This is a genomic window from Kitasatospora sp. NPDC023385 (genome assembly GCF_055664045.1).
This window is the reverse complement of record NZ_JBVOOL010000004.1, coordinates 385,069-410,634: the sequence shown is the minus strand read 5'-3', so window position 1 is coordinate 410,634 and position 25,566 is coordinate 385,069. Positions and strand designations below refer to the sequence as shown.

General features: G+C 74.4%; 27 protein-coding genes. 13 read left to right on the top strand and 14 right to left on the bottom strand.

The window, feature by feature from the left end; all coding sequences use genetic code 11:
* Positions 1 to 25: 25 nt before the first annotated feature.
* The 3 genes from AC0B61_RS09710 to AC0B61_RS09700 all read left to right on the top strand — a co-directional run bounded on the left by AC0B61_RS09710 (position 26) and on the right by AC0B61_RS09700 (position 2,493).
* Positions 26 to 649, top strand: a complete 624-nt coding sequence (locus AC0B61_RS09710) for a histidine phosphatase family protein (RefSeq protein WP_471740081.1) — start codon at positions 26 to 28, stop codon at positions 647 to 649.
* A gap of 100 nt (positions 650 to 749) precedes the next feature.
* Complete coding sequence (locus tag AC0B61_RS09705) at positions 750 to 1,331, top strand: TetR/AcrR family transcriptional regulator (RefSeq protein ID WP_471740080.1); 582 nt, start codon at positions 750 to 752, stop codon at positions 1,329 to 1,331.
* 106 nt (positions 1,332 to 1,437) lie between these two features.
* Positions 1,438 to 2,493: an SDR family oxidoreductase gene (locus AC0B61_RS09700; RefSeq protein WP_471740079.1), complete on the top strand. Its 1,056-nt coding sequence runs from the start codon at positions 1,438 to 1,440 to the stop codon at positions 2,491 to 2,493.
* A 60-nt stretch (positions 2,494 to 2,553) separates the two neighbouring features.
* On the opposite strand, the gene AC0B61_RS09695 is transcribed toward AC0B61_RS09700, so the two are convergent.
* Positions 2,554 to 3,393: an SDR family oxidoreductase gene (locus AC0B61_RS09695; protein ID WP_471740078.1), complete on the bottom strand. Its 840-nt coding sequence runs from the start codon at positions 3,391 to 3,393 to the stop codon at positions 2,554 to 2,556.
* Positions 3,394 to 3,490: 97 nt separating this feature from the next.
* Between AC0B61_RS09695 and AC0B61_RS09690 the strand changes: the two genes are divergently transcribed.
* The gene (locus tag AC0B61_RS09690) at positions 3,491 to 3,862 is read left to right on the top strand and encodes a winged helix-turn-helix transcriptional regulator (protein ID WP_471740077.1); all 372 of its coding nucleotides are present in this window, start codon (positions 3,491 to 3,493) and stop codon (positions 3,860 to 3,862) included.
* A 55-nt stretch (positions 3,863 to 3,917) separates the two neighbouring features.
* Here the strand turns inward: AC0B61_RS09690 and AC0B61_RS09685 are convergent, their stop codons facing one another.
* From AC0B61_RS09685 to AC0B61_RS09675, 3 genes are read right to left on the bottom strand one after another with little or no spacing between them, the layout of a single operon-like run.
* Positions 3,918 to 4,523 carry a class I SAM-dependent methyltransferase gene (locus tag AC0B61_RS09685; RefSeq protein WP_471740076.1) on the bottom strand — a complete coding sequence of 202 codons (606 nt, stop codon included), beginning with the start codon at positions 4,521 to 4,523 and terminating at the stop codon, positions 3,918 to 3,920.
* Positions 4,520 to 5,014 carry a hypothetical protein gene (locus AC0B61_RS09680; protein ID WP_471740075.1) on the bottom strand — a complete coding sequence of 165 codons (495 nt, stop codon included), beginning with the start codon at positions 5,012 to 5,014 and terminating at the stop codon, positions 4,520 to 4,522. Before AC0B61_RS09680 ends, AC0B61_RS09685 begins: the two co-directional genes overlap by 4 nt.
* A 42-nt stretch (positions 5,015 to 5,056) precedes the next feature.
* Positions 5,057 to 5,287: a hypothetical protein gene (locus tag AC0B61_RS09675; RefSeq protein WP_471740074.1), complete on the bottom strand. Its 231-nt coding sequence runs from the start codon at positions 5,285 to 5,287 to the stop codon at positions 5,057 to 5,059.
* 294 nt (positions 5,288 to 5,581) lie between these two features.
* Between AC0B61_RS09675 and AC0B61_RS09670 the strand changes: the two genes are divergently transcribed.
* Positions 5,582 to 6,079, top strand: coding sequence for a hypothetical protein (locus AC0B61_RS09670; RefSeq protein ID WP_471740073.1), 498 nt, complete (start codon positions 5,582 to 5,584; stop codon positions 6,077 to 6,079).
* Here the strand turns inward: AC0B61_RS09670 and AC0B61_RS09665 are convergent.
* The 3 genes from AC0B61_RS09665 to AC0B61_RS09655 all read right to left on the bottom strand — a co-directional run bounded on the left by AC0B61_RS09665 (position 6,070) and on the right by AC0B61_RS09655 (position 11,092).
* On the bottom strand, positions 6,070 to 8,313 hold the full coding sequence (locus tag AC0B61_RS09665; RefSeq protein ID WP_471740072.1) for an acyltransferase family protein: 2,244 nt from the start codon (positions 8,311 to 8,313) through the stop codon (positions 6,070 to 6,072). The genes AC0B61_RS09670 and AC0B61_RS09665 overlap by 10 nt on opposite strands.
* 175 nt (positions 8,314 to 8,488) lie before the next feature.
* Positions 8,489 to 10,267, bottom strand: coding sequence for a glycosyltransferase family 2 protein (locus AC0B61_RS09660; RefSeq protein ID WP_471740071.1), 1,779 nt, complete (start codon positions 10,265 to 10,267; stop codon positions 8,489 to 8,491).
* A 186-nt stretch (positions 10,268 to 10,453) separates the two neighbouring features.
* Positions 10,454 to 11,092, bottom strand: coding sequence for a GNAT family N-acetyltransferase (locus AC0B61_RS09655; protein ID WP_471740070.1), 639 nt, complete (start codon positions 11,090 to 11,092; stop codon positions 10,454 to 10,456).
* A 281-nt stretch (positions 11,093 to 11,373) separates the two neighbouring features.
* Here AC0B61_RS09655 and AC0B61_RS09650 point away from each other — a divergent pair, with 281 nt between their 5' ends.
* Positions 11,374 to 12,228 carry a lysozyme gene (locus tag AC0B61_RS09650; protein ID WP_471740112.1) on the top strand — a complete coding sequence of 285 codons (855 nt, stop codon included), beginning with the start codon at positions 11,374 to 11,376 and terminating at the stop codon, positions 12,226 to 12,228.
* Positions 12,229 to 12,320: 92 nt separating this feature from the next.
* On the opposite strand, the gene AC0B61_RS09645 is transcribed toward AC0B61_RS09650, so the two are convergent.
* The 4 genes from AC0B61_RS09645 to AC0B61_RS09630 form a co-directional block, all read right to left on the bottom strand.
* The gene (locus AC0B61_RS09645) at positions 12,321 to 14,003 is read right to left on the bottom strand and encodes a S53 family peptidase (protein WP_471740069.1); all 1,683 of its coding nucleotides are present in this window, start codon (positions 14,001 to 14,003) and stop codon (positions 12,321 to 12,323) included.
* Positions 14,004 to 14,256: 253 nt separating this feature from the next.
* A complete protein-coding gene (locus tag AC0B61_RS09640; protein WP_471740068.1) occupies positions 14,257 to 16,092 on the bottom strand; it encodes a M1 family metallopeptidase in 1,836 nt (611 codons plus the stop codon).
* Between the two features lie 136 nt (positions 16,093 to 16,228).
* The gene (locus AC0B61_RS09635; protein WP_471740111.1) at positions 16,229 to 16,582 is read right to left on the bottom strand and encodes a hypothetical protein; all 354 of its coding nucleotides are present in this window, start codon (positions 16,580 to 16,582) and stop codon (positions 16,229 to 16,231) included.
* Positions 16,583 to 16,712: 130 nt separating this feature from the next.
* Complete coding sequence (locus tag AC0B61_RS09630) at positions 16,713 to 17,342, bottom strand: maleylpyruvate isomerase N-terminal domain-containing protein (protein ID WP_471740067.1); 630 nt, start codon at positions 17,340 to 17,342, stop codon at positions 16,713 to 16,715.
* 203 nt (positions 17,343 to 17,545) lie between these two features.
* Here AC0B61_RS09630 and AC0B61_RS09625 point away from each other — a divergent pair, with 203 nt between their 5' ends.
* The 4 genes from AC0B61_RS09625 (at position 17,546) to AC0B61_RS09610 (ending at position 20,622) form a co-directional block, all read left to right on the top strand.
* Positions 17,546 to 18,187: a LysE family transporter gene (locus AC0B61_RS09625; protein WP_471740066.1), complete on the top strand. Its 642-nt coding sequence runs from the start codon at positions 17,546 to 17,548 to the stop codon at positions 18,185 to 18,187.
* A gap of 169 nt (positions 18,188 to 18,356) precedes the next feature.
* A complete protein-coding gene (locus AC0B61_RS09620; RefSeq protein WP_471740065.1) occupies positions 18,357 to 19,079 on the top strand; it encodes a TetR/AcrR family transcriptional regulator in 723 nt (240 codons plus the stop codon).
* 104 nt (positions 19,080 to 19,183) lie between these two features.
* A complete protein-coding gene (locus AC0B61_RS09615; protein ID WP_471740064.1) occupies positions 19,184 to 19,534 on the top strand; it encodes a hypothetical protein in 351 nt (116 codons plus the stop codon).
* A 14-nt stretch (positions 19,535 to 19,548) separates the two neighbouring features.
* The gene (locus AC0B61_RS09610) at positions 19,549 to 20,622 is read left to right on the top strand and encodes a M14 family metallopeptidase (protein WP_471740063.1); all 1,074 of its coding nucleotides are present in this window, start codon (positions 19,549 to 19,551) and stop codon (positions 20,620 to 20,622) included.
* A gap of 199 nt (positions 20,623 to 20,821) precedes the next feature.
* Here the strand turns inward: AC0B61_RS09610 and AC0B61_RS09605 are convergent, their stop codons facing one another.
* The gene (locus AC0B61_RS09605) at positions 20,822 to 21,448 is read right to left on the bottom strand and encodes a TetR/AcrR family transcriptional regulator (RefSeq protein ID WP_471740062.1); all 627 of its coding nucleotides are present in this window, start codon (positions 21,446 to 21,448) and stop codon (positions 20,822 to 20,824) included.
* Positions 21,449 to 21,603: 155 nt separating this feature from the next.
* On the opposite strand from AC0B61_RS09605, the gene AC0B61_RS09600 reads away from it, so the two are divergent.
* From AC0B61_RS09600 to AC0B61_RS09590, 3 genes are read left to right on the top strand one after another with little or no spacing between them, the layout of a single operon-like run.
* Positions 21,604 to 22,362 carry an SDR family oxidoreductase gene (locus AC0B61_RS09600; RefSeq protein ID WP_471740061.1) on the top strand — a complete coding sequence of 253 codons (759 nt, stop codon included), beginning with the start codon at positions 21,604 to 21,606 and terminating at the stop codon, positions 22,360 to 22,362.
* A complete protein-coding gene (locus AC0B61_RS09595) occupies positions 22,359 to 23,144 on the top strand; it encodes an SDR family NAD(P)-dependent oxidoreductase (RefSeq protein ID WP_471740060.1) in 786 nt (261 codons plus the stop codon). Before AC0B61_RS09600 ends, AC0B61_RS09595 begins: the two co-directional genes overlap by 4 nt.
* Positions 23,141 to 24,112 carry an NADPH:quinone oxidoreductase family protein gene (locus AC0B61_RS09590; RefSeq protein ID WP_471740059.1) on the top strand — a complete coding sequence of 324 codons (972 nt, stop codon included), beginning with the start codon at positions 23,141 to 23,143 and terminating at the stop codon, positions 24,110 to 24,112. Before AC0B61_RS09595 ends, AC0B61_RS09590 begins: the two co-directional genes overlap by 4 nt.
* 43 nt (positions 24,113 to 24,155) lie before the next feature.
* On the opposite strand, the gene AC0B61_RS09585 is transcribed toward AC0B61_RS09590, so the two are convergent.
* Together AC0B61_RS09585 and AC0B61_RS09580 are read right to left on the bottom strand one after the other, a co-directional pair.
* Positions 24,156 to 24,974 (bottom strand): NAD(P)H-binding protein, encoded by an 819-nt coding sequence (locus AC0B61_RS09585; protein WP_471740058.1) that lies wholly within the window; start codon positions 24,972 to 24,974, stop codon positions 24,156 to 24,158.
* Between the two features lie 63 nt (positions 24,975 to 25,037).
* Entirely contained in the window at positions 25,038 to 25,487 is a 450-nt protein-coding gene (locus tag AC0B61_RS09580; protein WP_471740057.1) for a hypothetical protein, read from the bottom strand.
* Positions 25,488 to 25,566 lie beyond the last annotated feature (79 nt).

The following is a 25,566-nucleotide window of genomic DNA, read 5'->3' as shown; positions in this document are numbered from 1 at the left end:
CACACCCGCCGAGGAGACCCGGAGCATGACCGACCTCGCCACCCGCTACCTCTACCTGGCCCGACACGGCGAGGCCGCGCCCGACGGCAGCGGGCTCACCGCTGCCGGGCGCCGGCAGGCCGTCCTGTTGGGCCGACGGCTGGCCGGCCGGCCGATCTCGGCGGTGCACCACGGCCCGCTGCCCCGGGCCGCGCAGACCGCGCGACTGGTCGCGGAGCAGGTGGACGGCGTGGCACCGGTGCCGTGCGAGGAGGCTGGGGACTGGCTCCCGTACCTGCCCGAGCGGGCCGAACTGCCCGAGGACAGTGCGGAGTTCCTGCTGGAGTTCCTCTCGCACGCCACGCCGCAGGAGTGCGCGAGCGGGGCGGTGCTGGCGCCGCGGGCGGTCGAGCGGTTCACCGGGCCGGTGGCGGGCGGCGAGGAGCGGCACGAGCTGGTCGTCACCCACGCCTTCCTGGTGGCCTGGCTGGTCCGGCACGCCCTGGACGCCCCGGCCTGGCGCTGGCTCGGCCTCCAGATCGCCAACGCGGGCCTGACCGTACTGCGCTACGCGCCCGACCGGCCGCCGTCCGTCCTGCTGTTGAACGACCAGGGCCACCTGCCCGAGGACCTGCGCTGGACCGGGTTCCCGCCCGGACTGCACTGCTGACCCCGCCCGCACCGGGCCGACATCGCGTCGGCACCGGGCCGGCCGGCGGCCCGCCGATCCGCCGTCGACAGAAATATGCAGACCGGTCTACTATCGCCGCATGGGAGTCAAGGGCGAGGAGACCCGGGCCCGGCTGATCGCCGGCACCAGGGAACTGATCGAGGCGCAGGGCTACTTCGGCACGGGCCTGAACCGGATCGTGGCCGCCACCGGCGCCCCGCGCGGCTCGCTCTACTTCCACTTCCCCGGCGGCAAGGATCAGTTGGTGACGGCCGCCCTCACCGAGGCCGGCCAGGAGGTCGAGGCCCTGCTCGCCGCACTGGCCGCCGAGGGCGCCGACACCGTCACCCTCGCCGAACGGCTCGTGGAGGCCTTCGCCGAACGCCTCGCTCAGTCCGACTACACCAGCGGCTGCCCGATCGCGACCGTCGCCCTGGAGACGGCGGGCACCAACGAGGCACTGCGGACCGTCTGCGCCGAGGTGTACGCGCGGTGGCAGCAGGTCCTGGCCGACCGACTGGAGGCCGAGGGCTTCGGGCCGGCCGAGGCCGACACCGCCGCCGGTCAGACCCTCGCCCTGCTGGAGGGCGCCGTCCTGCTCGCCTCCGTCCGGCGCAGCCGCGAACCGCTGGACCACGCCCGGCACGCCGTCCGGCACCTGCTCGGCCACCGCGACGCGTAGCCGGAGGTGCGCGGCCGTTCGCGCGGCGCATCTCCGCACGCCCAAAAAATATGCAGACCGGTCTACTGATTTCGCGACCCTGATTTCCCGACCCTTGGAGCGCAGCATGACGCCCGCCCCGCCGCCCCGCACCTTCGTCCTCGGCGCCACCGGCTTCCTCGGCCGCTGGCTGGTCCTCGAACTCCTCACCCGTGGCGAGCCCGTGGCGGCCGCCGCCCGCGACACCGGCCGCGCCGACGCCCTCCGGCGGTGGCTGCGCCGGCACGACGCCGACGACACCGCCCTGACCACCGTCGCCGCCGACCTCACCCGCCCCGGCCTCGGCCTCTCTCCCGAGGACGACGCCCGGCTCACCGAGGTCCGGGACGTCCACAACCTCGCCGCCCGCTACGACTTCGGCCTCACCCGCGCCCAGGCCGAACCCGCCAACGTCCACGGCGCCCTGCACGCGCTGCAGTGGTCCGCCACCCGGCCCCGGCTGCGCCGCCTGGTCCACCTCTCCGGCTACCGCGTCGGCCGCGACCCGCGGCCGCAGTACCCGCTCGACGAGCGCGCCACCGCCGCGCTCCACACCCGCCTCGGCGCGTACGAGGCCTCGAAGCGGATCGGCGACGCCGCCGTCCGCGTCACCGCGCCCCGCCTCGGCGTACCGCTCACCACCATCAACCCGAGCAGCGTCATCGGCCACTCCCGCACCGGCGAGGCCGGCCAGTACCTCGGCCTGGCCCAACTGGTCCGCCAACTCCACCGCGGCCGCCTCCCCCTGCTGGCCGGCACCCGGCGCACCTTCCTGCCGGTCGTCACCGTCGACCACCTGGCCCGCTTCCTCGCCGCCGTCCCCGACCACGACAACACCCCCGCCCAGGCCCACACCGTCCTCGACCCCGAAACCCCCTTCCTCCCCGACCTCATCACCCTCCTCGCCACCCATCTCGACGTCCGCCCACCCCACGGCCTGATCCCCGTGCCCCTCGTCCGCCGCCTCCCCCGCGCCCTCACCGGCGCCGACCCCGAGGCCCTCGCCTTCCTCTCCGAGGACCAGTACGACACCGCCTCCGCCGACCACCTCACCAACGCAGCGGGCATCACCCACCCCCCGGTCACCCTCGCCCTCACCCGATGGGCCACCCGTCTCGTCGAGGAGGACTTCGGCACCCGATGACCCGGCGTGGGAAGTCGGCCCACCCGACTTCCCACGCGTTCCGGCAGCGCCGACGTGATCTCAGCGGAACGCGGCGACGTTGCGGGCGGCCCACTCGGCGAACGGGCGTGGAGCGCGGCCGAGGACTCGCTGCACGTCGGGGCTGACGCGTAGTTCGGCTGGCCTCGGGGAGCCGAGGATGTCCAGGGTGTCGTCGGCGAGTTCGGCCGGCATGTTCTGGGCCATCGCGGCCTTGGCCTCGTCGCGGGTGAGGTCGTGGAACCGCACCAGGGAGCCGAGCGCCGCGGCGATGGCCTGCGCCTGCTCGCGCGGCGTGATCACCGCCGGGCCGGTGAGCTCGTACACCTCGCCGGTGTGCCGGTCGTCCAGCAGGCAGGCCGCCGCGACGTCGGCGATGTCCGCCGGGTCGATGACCGGCACCCCCACGTCGCCGAAGGGGGCGGCGACGGCCCGCCGCGCGCGAACGGACTCGGCCCACCACAGGGCGTTGGAGGCGAAGCCGCCCGGCCGCAGGACGGTCCACTCCAGGCCGGATTCCCGCAGCACGTCCTCGAGTGCACGCATCGCGATCCGTGTCGCACCGAAGGGCCTGGTCGCCACGCCCTGCGTGGAGAGCAGGACGACCCGGCGGACTCCGGCGGCCGCGGCCTGGCCGATGATGTCGGCCGGGCGGGCTCCGGCGGCGTGCAGGTCGCCGGACAGCAGGAGGAACAGCGCCTTCGCCCCGGCCAGTGCGGGTTCGAGGCCGGCCGGCTCGGCCAGGTCGGCCACCACGTGGCGGGCGCCGTCCGGCACCGCCGCCGCGTGCCGCGACACCGCCGTCACCCGTCGGCCTGCCTCGGTCAGCGCCCGCGTCAACGGTCGGCCGACGTTTCCGGTAGCCCCGGTCACCACGATCATGAACAGCTCCTCGTCCGATGTCCTCGTCCTGTGTGGCCATGACGCTAGGAGCCCGGCTTACTTTTGGTAAGGACGTACCCGGAGGTAAGCTCCGCACATGACGGAAGGCGCGCAGTTCACACCGGCCGTGGCGGGGGCGCGGTATGAGGTGTTTCACACCGGCTGCCCCGCGCGCGAGGTCGTCGACCACGTGACGAGCCGGTGGGGCGTCTGGGTGTTGATCTCCTTGCAGGGCAACGATCTCCGGTTCTTCGAGCTGCGCGAGAGCATCCGGGGCATCAGCGAGAAGATGCTCGCCCAGACCCTGCGCGCGCTGGTCCAGGACGGCCTGGTCTGGCGGCGCGTCGAACCGACGACGCCGCCCCAGGTCACCTACGGGCTCACCGAGTTCGGTCGGGACGTCGGCGAGCCGCTGGAGGAGCTGTTCGACCGGATCACGCGGCGGCTGCCGCCGCCCAGCGCGGGATAGCGCCGGTTGCCCTGACCGCGAAGGCGCTGCCGGCCTGGCCGAGCCGCCCGCCCGACTACCCCTCGCGTTCGAAGACCAGGGCCGTCCAGTGCACCCCGGCGCGGCCGTGCAGGTCGGGGCGGGCGGAGCGGTGGAGGAGGCGCAGGCCTCGACTGGCGGCGAGGTCGACTGTGGGTTCGGGCGGGAGGTCGAACATCCGGCGGCCGGGTGGGACGGGGCCGTGGCGGACGGTGAGGGCGAGGCGGCCGCCGGGGGCGAGGAGTTCGGCCAGGGCGTCCATCGCGGGCGGGCGTTCGGCGGGGGCCAGGTGCATCCACACGGCGGTGAGCAGCACGAGGTCGAAGCGCCCGCCTTCGGCGGCGAGCAGGGGCAGGCCCGGCAGCGCGTCCGCGACCCACCGGACGGCCGCGTCGGCGTGCAACCGCTCGCCGACGGCGCGGAGTTCGGGGGTCGGTTCGACGGCGACCACCCGGTGGCCGCGCGCGGCGAGGGCGGCGGCGTCGCGGCCGGTGCCGGCGCCGATGTCGAGGACGGCCGCGGGCGGCGCCGGGTAGAGATGGAGCATGTCGCGGTGGATTTGGGCGAAGCTCACGCTCTCGTACTGGACGGCGAGCTGCTCGGCCTCCTCGCCGTAGCCCGCGGTACCGGCCGGGCCGCTCATGTCGCCTCCCGGACGATCACCGCGTCGCCGGCCGCTGCCGCGCGGGCGAAGAAGTCCCGCAGTTCGCGCAGGTCGGTGACGACCCGGACCGCCCAGGACTCGGACCAGGGCGTCGGGTGGCCGAGGTGGGCGACTTTCCGGGCGAGCACGGTGTCCTGCTGGCGCACGAGTTCGCCGAGCGCCGCGTCCCGCAGGAAAGTGGAGGCCGCCTCGACCTGCGCGGGCCGCAAGACGAGGGTCGCGGTGCCGGGTTCGCGCCGCGCGCCGCCGTAGACGGGGAGCCGGGCGGCCGGGTCGGGGTGGAGGCCGTTCTCGGTGAGCGCGAGTTCCATCAGGACGGCGGTGCTGCGCACTCCGAGGGCGAGTCCGGCGGCGGCCAGCCGGTCGTAGCGCCCGTCGCGGTGCCGGGGCACGAGCTCGCCGAGTTCCTCGGCCGAGCAGGTGTCGACGGTGTGACCCGGCAGCCGGCACCAGAAGTGATCCACATTCACCCGCTCAGCGTAACGAAGCCACGACCGCCGCGGGGCGACGGTTCACGCCTCGCCGGGGTGCCAGGCGGGCCATTCCCAGGGGCGGTCGACCCAGTGGACCCGCTGCGGGTCGCGCGGGTCGAGGTCCGGGAAGAGCTGGTGGACCCGCGGCTCGAACTCCTCCGGCGCGAGCGGCTCCCAGCCGTGGCCCTCGAAGTGGACGAGCCGGTAGCGGCTGTCGGTCCGGAACTCGGCCACCTCGACCAGGGGCTCGGACGTGCTGTTGGTCTCCATGACCCCAAGCATGTGGTGCGGTGGCAATCAGCGCCCGCGCAGACCCCTCTTCCGGGTCATGTCCCGCCGTCGGCGCGCTCGTTGAGCACGGAAAGGTACGCGGGGGGCCGCGGGAAGGACGAGCACATGACTGGGCAGCCCACCGAAGGACAGTGGCAGTGGCCGCGGGACGCGTGGCAGCCGCCTCCGGTCCCCACGACGCCCCTGCCTCCTCCGCCTCCGACGCCCGTCGCGGTGCCGCCGGCGCGGCGTTCGCGCAAGGTGTGGGCGGCCGCGGCGGTCGGGACGGGTGCCGTGCTGGCCTCGGTCCTGGTGATGTGCGGGCCGGGGTCGGGTGACGACCTGCGGGTGACGGCGCTGCCGGATGCCTCGCCGTCGGCCTCGGACTCGGCTTCGCGCCTGCTGCCGGTCTTCCCGCCGCCTGCAACGCCCGCGCCCTCCCCGCTGCCGGCGCCGGTCCCGGAGGCAGGTACGGCCAGCGGGCCGGGCGGGCCGGGAGGCCCGGGCGAGGCGGCGACGGCGGCGCTGGCGCCCGATGCCGGGGTCGGGGCCGGAACCGGGGCCGGGGCCGGGGCCGCCCAGCACGCCTCGGCGAGTCCGCGGCCGAAGCCCGGCCACAGCCCGCACGCCACCGCCCCGGCCCGTGGGGCGTCGGGCGTGCCCGCCCCGGCGGGGTCGGGCGCGTCGCTGCCGGGCGTCGGCGGGGGCAGCATCTGCGACCAGGCCGAACGGGTCGGGCGGTGGCAGGCCGGCTCCGAGCAGGCCCGGCTCTGCCACAGCGTCTACGGCTGAGCGGCCGGGGCGCCCTCGCCCACCGGAGCACCGGACGGGCCGGACGCACCGGGCGTGCCGGCCGCATCGACACCTACCGGGGCGCCTGCCGGGCCGCCTGCCACCCCGAGCAGCCCTCGGTCCAGGCGGGGCGCCAGCACCCGCGCCAGTGTGTCGGTGATGTGCCCGGTGTCCCGGTACAGCACCACGCCCTCCAGCACCGCCGGGCAGGAGGGCCCGGTGCCGGGGCAGAGCAGCGGACCGAGGTCGAGGGTCCGCACGCCGTACCGGGCGGCGAGTCCGCCGTCCAGCATCGGGTCGGGTTCGAAGGCGGTGTCGCGCGGGAAGAAGCAGGCGTCCGAGCGCCCGTCGGAGGCGGCCAGGCAGGTCGGGATGTCCTTGCCCGGCATCGGGGTGTCGCCGAGGTAGGCGAGCGGGGCGCCGAGCGCGGTGAGCCGGTCGAGGGTGCGGGTCCAGCCCTCGGTGCGCTCGTCCGGGCTGCCGTAGCGGTTGAGTCCGGCCATCAGGACCAGGCGGGGCTTGGGCCCGGAGGTGAGCCGGGTGAGGGTGTTCTCGCGCCAGCGGTCGCACTCGTCGAAGGTGCGGCCGAGCACGTTGTTGCGCACGGTCAGGGTGGCCAGCGGGCAGCCGGGCTTGACCAGGACCTCCAGTGCCCAGTGCCGCTGCTCGGCGATCGCGAGGGCCGCGGAGATCCACTGTCCGGCGTGCGAGTCGCCGAGGAGCACGATCCGGTCGGGGCTGTCCTCGGTGCCGAACCGGCAGCGCGGGCTGCTGTCGGCGTTGAGCGGGATCTCGCAGCCCTTGCCGGGCGGGAAGTCCTCCCGGGCGCGGGCCAGCGAGGGCGTCAGGGCGAGCACCCGGGTGCCGGGGGCGAGCAGGCTCGGCCCGTCGGGCGCTCCGGCGGGTGCGGCGGCCGGGGCGTCGGCGGTCCCGCCGAGGGCGCGGACGGTGCCGCCGCCGAGGGTGAGCGCGGCGATCAGCGGGATGACCAGGGCACTCGCGCCGACCGCGAGCCCGCGCCGGGGCGCCGGGCTGCTGCCGTACCGCAGCGGCTGCTCGACCAGGCGCAGGGTGAGCCAGGCGGGCAGGGCGCTCGCCGCGCTGAGCGCGACCAGGACGGTCCAGGGCAGCGCGCCGTACCGGGCCTGGGCGATGGTCAGCACCGGCCAGTGCCAGAGGTACCAGGCGTACGAGAGGCGCCCGGCGGCGCGCAGCGGGCGGGCGGTGAGCAGGCGTCCGGCGTCGACGGCGCGCAGCGGTCCGTGCCCGGCGAGCAGGACGGCGGCGGTGCCGAGGACGGGCGGCAGCGCGGCGGCGCCGGGGAACGGCGTGTCGCGGCCGTACAGGACGATCGGCGCCACCACGGCGGCCAGGCCGAGCCAGCCGAGCAGCCGCAGCGACCACAGCACCGGTCGCCGTTCCGGCCGGGAGGCCAGCGCACCGCCTGCGAGGGCGGCGCAGGCGCCCGCCGCGAACTCCCAGAGCCGGCTGCCGGTGGAGAAGTAGGCGAGCGGCGCCGAGGTCTGGGTCCAGCGCAGGCAGAGCACGAGCGAAACGCCACCGACGGCCACGGTGGCGAGGGTGATCACGGCGGTGCGGCGGCGCCCGTGCAGGTAGCGGGCGAGGCCGAGCAGCAGGACGCCCCAGAGCAGGTAGAACTGGTTCTCCACGCCCAGCGACCAGAAGTGCTGCAGCGGGCTGGGGTCGCGTTCGGCGGCCAGGTAGTCGGTCTGCTGGCCGACGAAGCGCCAGTTGGCGAACTGGCCGGCGGCGGCGATCAGGTCACGGGCGAGGTCGGTGCCGCGCAGGGGGTCGAGCAGCGCGCCGCCGGCGACGGCGGTGGCGACCAGGACGGTGGCGGCGGCGGGCAGGATGCGCCGGGCCCGGCGGGCGGCGAAGTCCCACAGGCCGAGCGGGCGGGCGAGCAGCAGGCCGGTGATCAGGTAGCCGGAGATGACGAAGAAGATGTCGACGCCGACGTAGCCGCCGGTCAGGCCCGGTAGGGCGGAGTGGAAGGCGAGCACGGACAGCACGGCGAGGCCGCGCAGTCCCTCGATGTCGGGGCGGAAGGCGGTGCGCCGGCCGGCCTGCCCGGTCTCGGCGACGGCGGCGCCCTGGGGGGCGGCGGGTTGCCGGTCGACCCGGACGACGTCGGGCAGCAGGGCGACGGAGGCCGCGGCAGGTATCGCGGGCGTGGACGGTGAGGACGACGACGGTGGTACGGCCGTTGACACGGCGGTGCTCCTTGCAGGGGTGGCGACGGTGGTCGGGCCGCCGGGGCCGATGGGGCGGCCGGGCGGAGTCCGCGCCGGTGGGGCGACGCGCAAGGAAACTCGGCGGTGAAGCAGGGAAAGCGGTGAAGCGGCGGATCGACTCAGCAGCTGACGTGCAACGCAAATTGACGCGACGTCAGTAGATCAGTGGATCGGCCCAGCCCGACGCCAGCAGCCCGCAGAGCAGCAGCGCTGCGCTGACGGCGACGGCCTCGGCTCGTCCGAACCCGAGGTCCGAGCGGCCCCGGGCGGGCGCGGCGACCTCGCCGACGGCGGTGCCCTTGCCGCCGGTCGCACCGTTGAGGAGCGGCCACAGTGCTCGCATCAGCGGGATCATGGTGTACGCGGTGAGCGCGAGCAGTGCGGTGAGCGCCCAGTACGGCCGCCAGCCGTGCAGCAGCGCGGCCCGGGTGAGTCCGGCGGCGCCCGCGAGGATGACGAGTCCGAGCCAGCCGACCCCGATCCGGGCGACGGCGCGGGCGAGTGAACTGCCGCCCGACACGGCGCCGGTGGGCACCCAGTCGGCGGAGCGGCGGCGCAGCGCGTGCGCGATGGCGACCACGTGGCAGAGCCCGCCGAGGAGTTGGACCCGGGTGACTTCGAAGCGCCAGCGGGTGCGGGACATCGCGGGCAGCAGGACGAGGGCGACCCAGATCGGCGGCAGGAAGGGGAGCACCTGCCAGGGTTCGATCTCCTCGGGGCGGAAGAACAGCATGATCAGGGCCGGCAGCGGCACGGCGAAGACGTTCACGGCGCTGGTGAGGTAGCCGAGGATGCCGTTCCAGAAGCAGAGCCGGGCCGAGCGGGAGAGCGGTCCGCGGCGGAAGTCCGGGTCGCGGACGAGGGCCAGGGAGCCGAGGCACCAGCGGTACTGCTGGCTGATGAAGGCGGGCAGGCCGGTGGGCGACATACCCTTGGCGACCAGCGCGGGCACGTAGCGGGTGGCCCAGCCGGCGCGGGCGAGGGCGAGGCCGGTGTACAGGTCCTCGCTGTGGTCGATCTCGGCGAAGCCGCCGATCCGCTTCAGTGCGGCGCGGCGGTAGAGGGCGTTGGTGCCGCAGCAGACGGTGCCGTCCTGGGCGTCCCGGGAGGGCTGGATCCAGCGGTAGAAGATCTCCTGGGTGGCTCCTGCGGCGCGTTCGAGCCAGGACATGTCGGCGTCCGTGTCGAAGCACTGCGGGCTCTGCACGATGCCGACCTCGGGGTTGTCGAGGTAGGGCACCAGGTGGTGCAGGAAGTCGGGGCGGGGGCAGAAGTCGGCGTCGAGGACGGCGACGATCTCGCCGGTGCCTTCGGCCAGGCCGTGGTTGAGGTTGCCGGCCTTCTTGAAGCGGCCCCGGTCGGGGCGGGCGCGGTACTCGAAGCCGTAGGACTCGGCGAGTCGGCGCACTTCGGGGCGGTCTGCGTCGTCGAGGACCAGGACGGTGAGCTCGCCGGGCCAGCGGACGGCGGCGGTGTGGCGGTAGGCGTTGTCGAGGACGGCCAGCGGCTCGCCGGCGGTGGGCAGCAGCAGGTCCACGCCGGGGTGGTGGGCGGGCTGCCAGGCGCGCATCAGCAGGTCGTGCGAGTCGCGGGTGAAGCGGCGGGCGCGTTGGCCGTCGGTGAGCGAGAGCAGCCAGGTGGCCGCGTTGAGCACGGTGAGCACCAGGAACGGCCAGAGCAGCGGCTTGCTGAGGGCGAACAGGCCGAGGGTGGCGGTGGCTCCCGCGTAGGAGAGGGTGGCGCAGAGCAGGACCCAGCGGCGCTGCGGGCCGAAGTACCAGTAGAGCTCGTCGTCGTCGGGCGGGCTGGGCAGTCGGAGCTCGGGATCTCGGTGATCGGGATCTCGGTGATCGGGATCTCGGCGGTCGGGGCGTCGGAGGTCGGGGACGGGGTCGGCGGGTGCGGGCATGGCGGTGCCATGGAGTACGGGCATGCGGAAATGGCCCCCCTGGGCAGCGGACGGAACGTGGCCGTTCGCCCTCAGCTTCTCACATTGGCCTAGACCAATCATGAACGAGGTATGACATCTCCGCATCGCCCCCGCTCAGCGACTTGACGCCGCGTCACCTGGTCGGATCCGGTCGAGCGCGCCTGAACCGAACCCCGAGGGCGGCCCGTTTCAGGAGTCCTTCAGTTCACCGCCCAGCCCGTCGCCCAGACCCTCCCCCGGCCCCTCACCCAGGTCCTCCCCCGGCTCCTTGCCCAGCTCCTTGACCAGCTGCTCGAACCGCAGGTCCGGCCGCAGCGGGATGCCGAAGCGCTCGTCGCCGTACGGGAAGGGGCTGAAGACGCCCGTCCGCCGGAAACCGCGCCGCTCGTACCAGGCGATCAGCTCGGTGCGCTGCTCGATCACCGTCATCTCCATCTCGCCGACGCCCCACTCCTCGCCGGCCAGCCGCTCCGCCTCGGCCAGCACCGCTCGGCCGACCCCGCCGCCCTGCAGGCCGGGACGCACCGAGAACATGCCGAAGTAGGCCCGGCCGCCCCGCCGTTCGAGCTGGCAGCAGGCGACCGGCTCGCCGTCGCGCTCGGCCAGCAGCACCAGCCCGTCGGGGTGTCCGACGGCCTCCGCGACGGCCTCCGGGTTGGTGCGCCGTCCCTCCAGCAGGTGGGCCTCGGTGGTCCAGCCCGCCCGGCTGGACTCGCCCCGGTAGGCGGATTCGACCAGGTCGACCAGCGCCGGGACGTCGGCGGGCGTGGCGGACCGGAACACCGGCTCCCCGGCGGGCTGGGTGGTGTCGGCGGCGGTCTCGGTCATGGCTGGCCCCTTTCTCCGTGCTGGGTGCCGCCCGTGGTGGCCGGCCCGCGGGCATCGTGCCACAGCGCGCGGTCCGGCATTTTGGGGCGCCGGTTCACACTGTGTCCAAAGATGCCTGGCGGCACTGGCGGGTACATGGCTACTCTGCGGTACGGCCGGATCAACCACCGGCCGTTCCAGGCCACTTGGGCCACCCGTACCGGACCAGAGGAGTGCTCGTGCCCCGCTCTTCCCGCTCCGCCCGTACCACCGGAACCGACAGATCGGCCGGTCGCCGCCGACTGCCCGTCCTGTCCACCCTCCCCGCCCTGCGCACCCTGCCCGCCGTGGCCGCACTCGCGGCCGCGACCGCCCTGGTCGCCGGCATCGCCGCCCCGGCGTACGCCGCCGGGCCCGCCCCCGTCGTCGAGGGCGGCCCCGGCTTCCACCCGGACCGCGACTTCGCCGGCTCCACCGTCGCCTCCCACGAGGGCCGCGGCGCCGGCGCGCCGTCCGCCTCCCTCGTCGCCACCCAGACCCCGGGGCTGGACGTCTCCAGCTACCAGGGCAACGTCAACTGGTCCTCGGTCGCGGCCAACGGCGCCAAGTTCGCCTACGTCAAGGCCACCGAGGGCACCGGCTACACGAACCCGAGCTTCGCCCAGCAGTACAACGGGTCCTACAACGCCGGCCTGGTCCGCGGCGCGTACCACTTCGCACTGCCGAACGCCTCCTCCGGCGCCACCCAGGCCGCCTACTTCGTCGGCCACGGCGGCGGCTGGTCCGCCGACGGCAAGACCCTGCCGCCGGCCCTGGACATCGAGTACAACCCCTACGGCGCCACCTGCTACGGCCTCAGCCAGAGCGCCATGGTCAGCTGGATCCGCTCCTTCAGCGACACCGTCCTCGCCCGCACCGGCCGCTACCCGACCATCTACACCACCACCAACTGGTGGACCCAGTGCACCGGCAACTACGGCGGCTTCGGCTCCACCAACCCGCTCTGGATAGCCCGCTACGCCTCGACCGTCGGCACCCTCCCGAACGGCTGGGGCTACCAGACCTTCTGGCAGTCCGCGGACTCCGGCACCTTCCCGGGTGACCAGGACTACTTCAACGGCGCGGCCGACCGCCTGCGCGCCCTCGCCCTGGGCTGACCGGCAAGCACCGGCAAGCACCGACCCGTGTCGGCACCCGCCGACACGGGTCGGTGCGCGCCCCGCACCGGCCGGTGCGGACCGACCAGGGTTCACAGGGCCTTGAGGCCGTCCAGGAGCTGCCGCCCGCCGGGGCTGCCGAGGCCGGTGCACGGATCCCAGCCGGGGCCGGAGGGGTACGCGCCGTTGCTGCCCTCGGTGATGTCGCGCAGCACGTGGGCGGCGAAGCGCGCGTACAGCAGCGGGTTGAGGAACCCGACCGGGGCGCCGAGGCCCTGGTTGATCCGGGCCAGCAGGGCGGCCCACATCGGGGCGGCCGCGCTGGTGCCGCCGACCAGGTCGACGTGCGTGCCGTCCACGTTCGGGATGACCACGCCGGTGTTGCGGGAGGCGACCGCGGACACGTCGGGCACTCCCCGGCCGTGCACGTGCGGCGGGTTCGCGGCGACCGGGACAGCGGTTCCGGCCTGGTACGGGGGCACCGGGAACATCCGGCTGATGCCGCCGCCGGTCCGCGCGTTCGGTCCGTCGTCCCAGACGATCTCCCGGCCGACCTCGTCCCCCTGGACGACCAGGTGGGTGCCGCCGACGCCGAGCACGTGCGGGCTGGAGGCGGGGAAGTCGGCGTGCGCCCGCTCGGAGAAGCCGTCGTCGCGGGAGCCGTCGTCGCCGGAGGCGCAGCAGATGCTGATGTTCTTGGTGCCCGCGTTGGCGAAGACCCCGTCCACGTTGGCGACCCCGGCGGGGGTCCAGCGGAAGCCGCCCTCCTCGGGGTTGCCGTAGCTGCAGGAGATCACCGTGGGCCGGTGGTCGGTGTCGGTCGCGATCCGGTTGATCACGTCGATCCAGCCCTGTTCGGTGAACTTGCTGAAGTAGACGACGATCTTCGCGCCGGGCGCGAGGGAGCCGACCACCGCGAGGTCGAGCATGATCTCGCCGGTGCTGTCGAGCGGGTCCTCGGTGGCGTCGCCCGGGCCCGGGTCGTTGCCGGGGGATCCGACGTTCGGGACCACCACGTCGGTGATGGCCGGCACGGGCAGGCCCAGCGCGCCGAAGTAGGTGCGCAACGCGGCCGCCGAGTAGCCGCCGGACGGCACGCCGGGCGACGTCTCGCCGTTGAACGCGAGCACGGCGACGCACTGGCCGGAGCCGTCGACGTCGGCGGGGTACGCGTACGGTTTCGCCAGCTGGTGCGGGAAGAAGACGCCGGCCGGGAGCGCCGGAACGGCCTTCGCCGTGAGCGGGAGGGTGAGCTCCGCGCGGCGGATCAGCAGGTTGGCGCCGATCGGCCGGTCGTCCAGGCCGAACACGCCGGTGACGATGCCGCCGAGTTCGTCGGGGACGTGGACGGCGCCCTCCCGGCCGCGGTAGATCCGGGGCCGGTCGTGGACGTCCTGGTAGCGGTAGCGGGCCAGGGTCACCCGGAAGGCGTTCCCGACGTCCTCGGTGGTGCCGGTCAACTGGACGCTGCGGGCCACCGGATTCTCGTTGGAGACGGCGAGGCGGTGTTCGGCGGCGAAGGTCTCGACCGCCTTGAGGTCGGTGTCGCGCCAGCGGTGGGTGGCGGCGTACTCGTCGTCGGTGGGCACGGTGCGGCGGGTCGGCGGCTGCAGCGCCAGCTCGTAGACGTCCGGCCGCGCGGGCGCGTCGGGGTCGCGGCGCAGGTAGACGGTGACGGTGAGGGGGCTTCGTGGATCGGCCGGGCCGATGGCCCGCGCTCCGGGGAGGGGAACGCGGGAGCTGTCCGGCAGCGCCACGTAGGGGTGGGTCGACATGATCGCTCCAGCGGTCGGGTCAGCGCCGGGAGCCTCGCGACGGTGGGTCGTGTGCTTTCGACTGTCGGTATACGGCGGACATATATGCCGTATACGGACAGCGTCCGCCCCGCCGCACGCCCAGTCAAGGGGCGTCGCCCCCCGGCCGGGAGCGGGGGGCGACGCGTGGCAGTGCGTGGCGGTGCGTGGCCGTGCGTGGCGGTGCGTGGCCGTGCGTGGCGGTGCGTGGCCGTGCGTGGCGGTGCGGGCCGGGTCAGCCGTCGATGCGGTGCTGGCTCCAGAAGGAGGTCAGGTCGACGGTGGTGGCGGCCTGGGCCGCGGCCTTGAACTCAGCGGTGGTGGAGACGCCGTACCAGTGCGCCTGCGCGTAGCTGCGCAGCAGCGTGGTCATCGCGGTGTCGCCGATGGTCCGGCGCAGGTCGTGCAGGGCGCACTTGCCGTAGCCGTAGACGACCGTGGAGTAGCGGGAGGAGTTGGCGTCCCAGTACGCCATCGAGTTGGTGATCTTCTCCGCCGACGAGGCCCAGGAGACGCTGCTCCAGCAGCCGTTGCCGGTCTTGCCCTGCGCGAGGTCGGTGGCGTAGTCGGTGAACGCCTCGTCCAGCCAGGGGCCGTTGTACTCGTCGTCGCCCACGATGCCGTACCACCACTGGTGGCCGATCTCGTGGGTGAGGGCGGTGGTGCTGACCAGGTCGAGGACGAAGCCCGGGTACTCCATCCCGCCGAACCAGAAGTTGTTGTCGATCACCGCGTCCAGTTCGCCGTACGGGTAGGCGCCGAAGCGCTGGGCGTGGGCGTCGACCGCCGAGGTCGCGGTGGAGAGCATCGACTTGGAGTCCGCCGCGCTGATCCCCGCCACCGAGTAGACGTTGACCTTCACCCCGGCCGCCGAGGTGCCGGAGATCCGGGTGAACGGCCCGGCGCCCCAGGCGAAGTCGCGCACCTTGCTCGCGGTGGCCTTGGTGACGGTCCGTCCGGCCGCGCCGGGGGTGTCCACCGAGGTGCCGGTCGCGGGCACCAGCAGGCTCGTGGGGTGGTCCAGGGTGATGGCGAAGTCCGCGGCCACCGAGTAGAAGGACTCGCCGTTGTTGGTGTACGGGTCGAGGTGCCAGCCGGCCGCGTCGCGTATCGCCAGGACGGGCAGGGCGTTGCCGAGGAAGTTGTACGCGCCGTCGTGTCCGAATCGGTCCGCGCCGCTCGGCACGGTGATGCCGAGGTCGAAGCCGACGGTGCCGCTCTGCCCCTGGGCGAGCGGTGCGGGCAGGGTGACCTTGAGCGCGGTGCAGTCCACCGAGAGCGGGGCGGGCGTGCCGCCGGTCACGTTGGTCACCGTGATCGGGGTGCTGGGGCAGCTGCCGTGGGCGTTGTCCCACAGCCGCAGGTACACCTCGTTCAGCGGGGTGGGCGAGGCGTTGGTGAAGTTCACGCTCTCGTGGCCGGTCCAACTGCCGCCCGAGGCGTCGCTGCTGAGGGAGACGGTGTACGCGGGCGCGGCCGGGGTCCGGGTCGGGTCGCCGGGCTGGGGCGGGGTGGTGCCGCCGGAGGCGTCCAGGGTGACGTCGTCCAGGACGAAGCTGGTCTGCAGGCTGGAGTCCTCGACGCCGGTGAAGGCGAGCGTCACGCTCTGGCCCGCGAAGGCGGAGACGTCGACGGTCTTGTGCACGTACCCGCTCTGGGCGTCCAGGTTGGAGTAGGTGGCCAGCGTGGTGGAGCCGAGTTTGACGCTCAGCTTGTCGTAGGCGGTGCTGGTGGTCGTCTCGGCGGTGTCGACGTGCAGCCAGAACCCGAGCGTCGCCGTGCCGCACCCGGCGGGAAGGGTGACGGACTGCGAGAGCGTGTCGGTGTGGGTGGAGCCGTAGCCGTCGAGCCAGGCGAAGGAGCTGCCGGAGTGGGCGCTCTGGCCGGCATCGGCGGTGATCGCGCCGCTCGGCGCCGTCCACGGTGAACTGCCGGACTCGAAACCGCCGTTGGCGACGACCTGGGAGGGTGTGCAGTCCGCGGCGCTCGCCACGTTGGGGGTGGCGAGGGCCGCGAGGCCGGCTGTCGCGAACAGCGCGGCGCCGGTCAGGGCGTGCAGGAGTCTTCTCATCGGAACCTCTCGGGGAGCGGGCCGGGAGCAGCAGCGTGACAGCAAACCCGCACCTTTGAAAAGCTCATGACATCAACCGGCACCGTCCCGGTCGAGCCCGGCCTCAACCCGGCCTCAACCCGCGCCCACTCCGGCCTCAGCGCGGGTCGACCAGCTCCGGGGCGAAGACCGTGCCCAGCGGCTCCGGGCCGATGTACTGCTGGCAGTTGCAGGGCCGCGCCTCGTACTGCAGCGGGCGGCGGTCGGCGTCCCACGCGGTCGGGGCCTCGACGACCTCGTGGCAGCGGCCCTGCTTGTCGTGCTTGGCCAGGTGGTGGGTGCAGCCGCAGACCGGCTCCGGCGGGCGGTGGGCCGCCTCCAGCGCGGCGTGCCGGCGCTCGGTGGCGGCGAGCACCTCCATCTTGCGCTCGTGCCGCACCTTCAGCGCCTGCCGGGCGTCCCTGACGATCCATCCGCTGCCGTACAGCAGGATGGGCGCGATCCACCACAGGTTCCACACCGAGTCCACGAACGTCCCCCCACCGGTACCGATACCAGGGGTTGATCATACGACCGACCAGGACGAACGGCGCCAGGCATCAGGCGTCAGGCGTCAGGCGTCAGGCGTCAATCGTCAGGCGTCAGCGGATGACCGGCAGTACCGCCGCGGCGCTGCGCCCGGTCGCCGCCTCGATGAAGGCCGTCGGGTCCGCCACTTCGGCCAGCAGCGCCCGGGTCGCGGCGAGGGCCGCGTCGGCGGGCGGCGGGCCGCCGACGGCCGCGACCAGGTCGAGCAGGTGGACGGTCGCCTCCATCAGCGCCACCTCGCCGAGCGCGCCGACCGTCACGCTGCCCAGCAGCGGGTGCGCCACCGTCGTGTCCGGCGGCAGGTCGTCGAGCCCGGCCAGGGCCTTCGGGCCCTCGATCCCGAACCGGGCGATCAGCACGGCCGGGTCGGTCACCGCCGCCGTCCGCTTCGCGGCGTCCGCGACCTGCCCGGCGGCGGTGTGCGCGAGGCCGCCCGGCCGGTTGAAGGCGCGCAGGATCCCGGCGCCGGTGGACAGTTCGGCCGGTGTGTCGAGGACGGCCGTGCGAAGCCCGGTGAACATCTCCGGCACCGGCGCCACGTGCGCGTACAGCGCCCGGACGGTCCACTCGGGCAGCCGGGTCGGCCGGTCCCAGTCCTGGGCGCTCAGGGCCGCGCCGCGCTCCGCCCAGGAGGTCCAGGCCTGCGCCAACATCGCGCGCACCGGGTCGGTCTGACGGTTCATCGGCTCTCCTCGGAACAGCGGCCACGGGACGGCCCCACGCTACCCGGCGCCCGTCGAAAACCGGTTGCCCACCCCCCGTCCGACCACCAGGATCGACCCATGACCGACTCCCCGGCTTGCCCGCTGCCCGTGACCTCCGCCGCCCGCCCGGCCGTGGTCCAGCAGCAGCCCGGGCGCCCCCGGAGGCCCGACGCCGCCCGCACGTGAGGGCCGCGCTGGTCGCGGGGCTGCTCGCCGGGTTCGGCGTCGCCGTCCCGGTCGGAGCCGTCGGGGCCTACCTCGTCGCGCTCACCGCGCGGACCTCGCTGCGCATCGGCGCCTGCGCCGCGCTCGGCGTGGCCACGGCGGACGGGCTGTACGCGCTGCTCGCGGTGGCCGGCGGCTCCGGCCTCGCGCCGTTGCTCGAACCGGTCGCCGGACCGCTGCGGACCGTCTCCGCCCTGGTGCTGCTGGCCCTGGCCACGCGGACGGCCCATGCCGCGCTCCGCAGCCGTTCCGGGGCCGCCGCGACACCGGAGCAGGCACCGCCCACGCCCGTCGGGGCGTTCCTCACCCTGCTCGGGATCACGCTGCTGAATCCGCTGACCGTGCTCTACTTCGCCGCCCTGGTCCTCGGCGGCGGGGGCCGGGGCGGCGCGGCCTCCGACGCCCTCGCCCCGGCGGTATCGACCGCCGCCGCATTCGTCGCCGCCGCGTTCGCCGCCTCCGCGAGCTGGCAGCTGCTGCTCGCCTCGGGCGGCGCGCTGCTGGGCCGGGCGCTGACCGGCCCGCGCGGGCGACTACTCACCGCACTCGGCTCCTCCGCCCTGGTCGCCGGGCTCGCCGTCCGGCTCCTGGTCGGCTGACCAGCGGCATCGCAGGTCCGACGAAGGCGGCGCCGCTCATCCGTTTACGCCCGATTCATACCTTGTATCCTGGTTCTGTATCCGTTGAGTGACATCCGCCCGACTGGCACGAGTACGAGGCTGACGAGGCGGACCGGCGATGACGGCCCCGACCCGGAGGAGCGCGGACATGGTTGACCGTGACGGCCCCGAGAAGCGGGGGCGCCTGAGCCGCCCGCTGGTGCTCGGCGCCGCCGTGGCGCTGGTGGACCGCGAGGGCCTGGCCGCGCTGACGATGCGCAGGCTGGCCGCCGACCTCGGCGTCGAGTCGATGGCCCTGTACCGCTACACCCCGGGCAAGGAGGCCCTACTCGACGGCCTGATCGAGGCCTACTTCACCGAGATCAACGACCGGCTGCGGACGAACGCCGCGGGCGGCGCCCGCGAGCCCGGCTGGCGCCTGGAACTGCGCCGGATCTCCCGGGCGTTCGCCGCCGCCGCGCACGCCCACCCCGAGATCCTGCCGCTGGTCGCGACCCGGCCGCTGAGCGTCCCGATGGCCCGCCGCCCGGCGCCGGTGCTCGAACTCACCGAGCACATCCTGGCGGTGCTCGGCCGGGCCGGCTTCGACGACGCCACCGCACTGACCGTCTACCGCACCTTCGTCGCCTGGAACCTCGGCTGCCTGCTGGTGGACAAGCGCCAGGTGGTCGACAACCCGGACGAGCCCGACCCGGTGCTGCGGCTGGGCCTGCACCGGCTGTCCGCCGCCGAGTACCCGCGGCTGCGCGCCCTGGTGCCCCGCCTGGCCGAGTTCGACGACGAGCGCGAGATGCTGGCCGGCCTGGACAGCCTGCTGGACGGGATGCCCCAGCCGCCCCTTGACGCCTTCTACGGCGGCGGCGCACGCTGAGGATACGAGGTACACGTCGGACATATCCGCTCGAATCGGCACCGCCGAGCGAACCGGGGCCGCACGCTCCGGAAACGCCCCGACGGCGCCCGGAAGAGGTCACCATGTCCGCCGATCCCACCGACAGGTCCGCCGATCCCACCGAACCGGCCCGGCCCGACATCCTGCGGCTCCGCGTCACCGCGAAGAGCCCCGAGCTCCTGCGCGCACTGCTGCGCGAGACCCGCCCCGACGTCGGCGGACGCCCGCACGCCGAACCCGACGGCAGCATCGGCATCGACGTCTACGCCCCGGACGACCAGGTCGCGGCCCTCGAACGCGAGGGCGTCACGGTCACCCGGATCGGCAACGCCAGCGCGGCCGGACGCGCCGCCCAGGCCGACGTCGGCACCGGTGACCGGTTCGCCGCCGCCGACGCCGTCCCGCACGGCCTCGCGGCCAAGACCGCCGGCTGACCAGGGAGGTCGCCATGCCGTACCTGAACATCACCGAAGTCGAGTCCGCCGTGACCAGCCTGGCCACCGCCTTCCCCGCCACGACCCGACTCCTCACCCTGCCCGAGCCCTCCATCGAGGGCCGCACCGCCCACGCCCTGAAGATCGGCGCAACCGCCGCGGCGCCCAAGCCCTGCCTGCTGATGATCGGCGGCGTGCACGCCCGCGAGTGGGGCAGCTGCGAGATCCTCGTCCACCTCGCCGCCGACCTGCTGGAGGCGCAACGCGACGGCACCGGCCTCGGCTACGGCGCGACCGCGTTCACCGCCGAACAGGTCGGCGGGCTGCTGCAGCGGCTGGACCTCGTACTCTTCCCGCTGGTCAACCCGGACGGCCGGCTCTACAGCCAGACCGTCGACCCGATGTGGCGCAAGAACCGTGACCCGGCCCACTCCGGCGGCAGTTCCAACCCCGACTGCGTCGGCGTCGACCTCAACCGCAACTACGACTTCCTCTTCGACTTCACCACCGCCTTCGCCCCGACCGCCACCCCGCAGGTGTCGGCCGACCCGTGCGACCAGCAGGTCTACGAGGGCCCGAGCGCCTTCTCCGAGCCCGAGACCCGCAACGTCCGCTGGCTGCTGGAGCAGTTCCCGCGGACCGGCTGGTTCGTCGACGTGCACAGCTACTCCCAGGACATGCTCTACAACTGGGGCGACGACGACAACCAGTCGGTCGACCCCGACATGAACTTCCGCAACCCCCAGTACGACGGCAGGCGCGGCCTGCCCGGCGACGTCGGGTACGCCGAGTACATCCCGAAGGGCGACGAGGACGCCGCCGTGCTGCTCGCCGAGGCGTTCTGCCAGGGCGTCCACGGCGTGCGCGGCCTGACGTACAAGCCGCTGAGCGGATTCCACCTCTACCCGACCAGTGGCACCAGCGACGATTACGTCTTCGCCCGCCACTTCGTCGACCCGGACCGGGGCAAGGTGCTCGGCTTCACCGTCGAGTGGGGCGAGAAGTTCCACCCGTCCTGGACCGAGATGGCGAAGATCGTCCTCGACGTCGACGCCGGGCTCGTGCAGTTCTGCCTGGCCACCGCCTGAACGGCCCCCGGGCCCGACAGCAGGGCGCCCGCCACGACCGGTCGTGGCGGGCGTCCTGCTGTCGGGCGTCCTGCTGTAGGGCGTCCTGTTTCGAGGAGCGGTGAAAAACGAGGCACACGTACGAGGCACACGTACTTCGTATACGAGTCTGCGCGCACCGCCGGGGGCAGGTCAAGGGACAGCTTCGCGGGCCCCGGGCTCAGACCCGGGCGCCCAGCATCAGCAGCACCAACTCGCCGTACCGGCGGCCGAGTTCCTCCGGGGTCTCGGTCGAGCGGTCGGTGTACCAGCGGGAGACGTCGATGCCCAGCGAGGTGACCGCACGGGCCGCCGTCCGCACCTCCGAGACCTGGAACTCCCCGGCCGCCACGGCCTCCTCGATCAGCGTGCTGACCTCGCGCTCGATGTCCAGCCGCAGGGCCGCGACCACCGCGTAGGCGTCCTCGGGCAGCGCGTGCAGCTCGTAGTTGACGACGCGGCCCACCGTACGGGCCCGGGCGTGCCACGCGGTGAACTGCTCGACCAGCCGCCGCATCCGCTCCGCCGGCGCGCCCCCGCCGGCCACCGCCTCCCGGACCAGGGCCAGCGTGGCGGCGTGTCCGGCCTGGCTGATCTCGGCCAGCAGTGCGGCCTTCGACTGGTAGTGGATGTACAGCGCGGCCGGGCTCATTCCGGCGGCGGTGGCGATGTCCCGGGTGGTGGTGGCGTGGAAGCCGCGCTCCGCGAACGACTCGACGGCCGCCTGGAGGAGCCGGTACGCCGCGTCGGGGCGGGTGTCGGCGCCGGGCAGGTTGGGCCAGAGGTCGGCGATCGGGGTGCTGGTCATGGCGTCATCCTCCCAGAGAACTCGCACAGGCTTTCCCGCTGACCGCCCGGCGGGCTGTTGACAGGCTCCCGCACCGACAGCATGCTGAGCAAGCGCTTAGTCAGCGGTTTGCGGAAGCCGGATCCCGCACGAGAACACGAAAGGCAGGACGCCCCGTGGTGCACTCCTTCAAGGGCCGGGTGGCCGTCGTCACCGGTTCGAGCCGGGGCATCGGCCTCGGCATCGCGCGCGAACTGGTCGCCCGCGGCGCCAAGGTCTGCCTCACCGCGCGCAACCCCGAGCCGCTGGCCGACGCCGTCCAGGACCTGGGCGGCCCCGAGAACGCCATCGCCGTCGCCGGCAAGGCCGACGACCCGGCCCACCAGGACGAGGCGATCGCCCGCACCCTGGAGGCCTTCGGACGGCTCGACCACCTGGTCAACAACACCGGCATCAACCCGGTCTACGGGCCGGTCCTGGACACCGACGAGACCGCCGCCGCCAAGATCCTGGCCGTCAACGTGCTCGGCCCCCTCGCCTGGACCCGGCGCGCCCACGCCGCCTGGATGGGCGAACACGGCGGCTCGATCGTCAACGTCGCCTCCATCGCCGGCATCCGCGCCTCCGCCGGGATCGGCATGTACGGCGTCAGCAAGGCCGCACTGATCCGGCTCACCGTCGAACTCGGCGCCGAACTGGGCCCCCAGGGCATCCGGGTCAACGCCGTCGCCCCCGCCATCGTCAAGACCAGGTTCGCCGAAGCGCTGTACGAGGGCCGCGAGGACAAGGTGGCCGCCGCCTACCCGCTCGGCCGCCTCGGCGTCCCCGAGGACATCGCCGGCGCCGTCGCCTTCCTCCTCTCCCCCGACGCCGGCTGGATCACCGGCCAGACCCTCGTCGTCGACGGCGGCGTCACACTCGGCGGTGGGATGTGACGGCGCAGTTCACCGGCCAGGGCGTCGTGGTGACCGGCGCCGGGCGGGGCATCGGGGCCGCGTTGGCCCGGGCCTTCGCCGCGGCCGGCGCCCGGGTGGTCGTCAACGACCTCGACGCCGAGGCCGCCCGGACCGTCGCGGCGGGCTTCGACGGCACCGCCCTGGCCGGCGACGCCGCGTCCGCCGACGGGCTCGCCAAGCTCGTCGACCGGGCCCGCGCGGAGCTCGGCGAGATCGACGTGTGGTGCGCCAACGCGGGCGTCGCCCCCGTCGGCGGGGCCGACGCGCCCGCCGCCGCCTGGGCGAGCGCGTGGGAGGTCAACGTGCTCGCGCACGTCCGCGCCGCCGAACTGCTGCTCCCCCGCTGGCTGGAGCGCGGCGAGGGCCGGTTCCTGTCCACCGTCTCCGCCGCCGGACTGCTCACGATGCTCGGCTCGGCCCCGTACGCCGTCAGCAAGCACGGCGCGCTCGCCTTCGCCGAGTGGCTCTCCGCGACGTACCGGCACCGGGGCGTGCGGGTGCACGCACTCTGTCCGCAGGGCGTGCGCACCGACATGCTCGCCTCGACCGGGGCGGTCGGGGAGGCGCTGCTCACGCCGACGGCGCTGGAGCCGGCGGACGTCGCCGAGGCGGCACTGGCCGGGCTGCGCGAGGACCGCTTCCTGATCCTGCCGCACCCCGAGGTCGCCGAGTACTACCGGGTCCGCGCCACCGAGCCGGACCGCTGGCTCGCCGGGGTGAACCGGCTCCAGCAGGGGCTGGAGAGGAGCGGGGCGCTGTGAGGGCCTGGCAGGTGGGCGGGCTCGGCGAGCCCGCCGAGGTGATGCGGCTCGTCGAGGACGTCGCCCGGCCGGTGCCCGGCCCGGGGCAGCTGCTGGTCCGGGTACGGGCCGGCGCCGTCAACTTCCCGGACGCGCTGATGGTCCGCGGGCAGTACCAGGTGCGCCCGCCACTGCCGTTCACACCCGGCGTGGAACTCTGCGGCGAGGTCGCGGACGGGCCCCGGCGGGGCGAACGGCTGATCGGCAACCCGGTGCTGCCGCACGGCGCCTTCGCCGAGTACGCGCTGCTGGACGCCGCGGCCGCGTTCCCGGCGCCCCAGGCCCTGGACGACGCCCAGGCGGCCGCGCTGCACATCGGCTACCAGACCGCCTGGTTCGCGCTGCACCGGCGGGCCCGGCTGCGGGCCGGCGAGACCCTGCTGGTGCACGCGGCGGCCGGCGGGGTCGGCAGCGCGGCCGTCCAGCTCGGCCGGGCCGCCGGGGCCCGGGTGATCGCGGTGGTCGGCGGCGCGGCCAAGGCGGAGGCCGCGCGGGCGCTCGGCGCCGACCTGGTCGTGGACCGTACGGCACGGGACTTCGTCGCCGCCGTCAAGGAGGCCACCGAGGGGCGCGGCGCGGACGTCGTCTTCGACCCGGTCGGCGGCGAGGCCTACACCGGCTCCACCAGGTGCGTCGCCTTCGAGGGCCGGATCGTCGTGGTCGGCTTCGCCGCCGGGCAGATCCCGGCACCGGCGCTCAACCACGCCCTGGTGAAGAACTACTCGATCCACGGCCTGCACTGGGGCCTGTACAACACCCACGACCCGCGCGCCGTCCGCGCCGCGCACGACGAGCTGACCAAGCTCGCCGAGCAGGGCACGGTCCGCCCCCTGGTGAGCGCCCGGGTGCCGCTGGCCGGCGCCGCGGACGCCGTCCAGCGCGTCGCCGACGGACTGAGCACCGGCCGCATCGCCGTCCTGGGCGACTGAGGAGACCGGGGCGACTGCCCGCCCGCTCCTGAGGCTGCGGAGGCTAACGCCCCGCGATGACCTCCAGGGCCGGGCGGGGCGGGCGGCCGAGCAGCGCCGTGAGGTCGCCCGGGCCGCCCGGCCCGGCGAGGAAGCCGTGCGCGATCGCCGAGTAGGTGCCGACCGTCATCGGCACCTGGAAGTCCGCGAGCGTGCCGGACGCCGCGACCGCCGTCCGCGTCCCGGTCAGTGTCCCGGGCTGGTACTCGGCGCCGATCGCCTCGGCGATCTCGGCGCCGCCCACGGCCCGCTCCCCCACCAGCTCGTACGTCCGGCCCGCGTGCGCGCCCGGGTCCAGCGCGACGGCGGCCGCCACCTCGGCGAGGTCCGCCCGGGCCACCGCCGCCAGCTTCCCCGCGCCGAGCGGGGCGGTGATCACCCCGTCCGGGCCGGGCGCGGCGATCGCGCCCAGGAACTCGGCGTACAGCCCGTTGCGCAGCACCGTCCACCGCAGGGTCGCCGAGTCGCGCAGCCGCCGCTCGGTCCAGCGGTGGGCGAGCGCGTACGGCAGGTGGTCACCGTCCCCGGACAGGCTGGTGTAGACGACGTGCTCGACGCCCGCCCGTTCCGCCGCCTCGATCGCCGCGCCGTGCCGGGCGATCACCACGTCGTCCTCGGCGGCGCCGGCCGAGATCAGCAGCAGGGTCCGCACCCCGGCGAAGGCCTCCGCCAGGGTCTCCGGCCGGTCGAAGTCCACCAGCCGGGGCGGTGTGCCCGCCGGCGCCCTCTCCGGGGTGCGCGAGCCGGCGACGACGCCCTCGCGCCCGCGCAGCCGCTCCAGTACGAGCGCGTCGGATCGGGGCGCGGCGTCGGGTGCGTGCACCGCAGGGCGGAGGACGGCCGCGCCTGGCGGGCACTGTCGGACACGCCCCGGGAATTCCGGGCGTCAGCCGGTGACTTCCACGGTGACGTCGTAGCTGCGCTGCTCGGGCGGGCAGTTGAGGGCTTCGCCGCAGGTGGTGCGGGTGGCGGTGAGGTGGGCGGTGCCGGGGGTGTGGGCGGTGAAGGAGGTCGTGACGGTGCCGCAGCCGCCGCCGGGGCGGCAGGAGGGGGACGGGGCGGTGGTAGGGGTGCCGGCGGGGGCGACGACGTCGGGGGCGGAACTGGTCGCGGCGGACCAGTAGGTGCTGTGGAGGCCGACGGAGACGGTCGAGCCGACGGAGACCTTCACGGTGGTGTGGTCGGCGTGTTCGTCCACCGTGGCCGTAGCCGGGGTGGGGGTGGTGGCGGCCGGGGTGGGGGCGGTCGCCGACGGGCTCGTCCCGGTGGAGGCGCAGCCGGTCAGGGTGAGGAGGGCGGCGGCCAGTGCCAGGGTGGCGGTTCTTCTCGGGTTCACAGTGGTTCCTTTGCCGGTGTTCGAGCGGTGCCGAAGTGCGGGCAGTGCCGGTGTGCGGGCGATGCCGATTCGACGTACC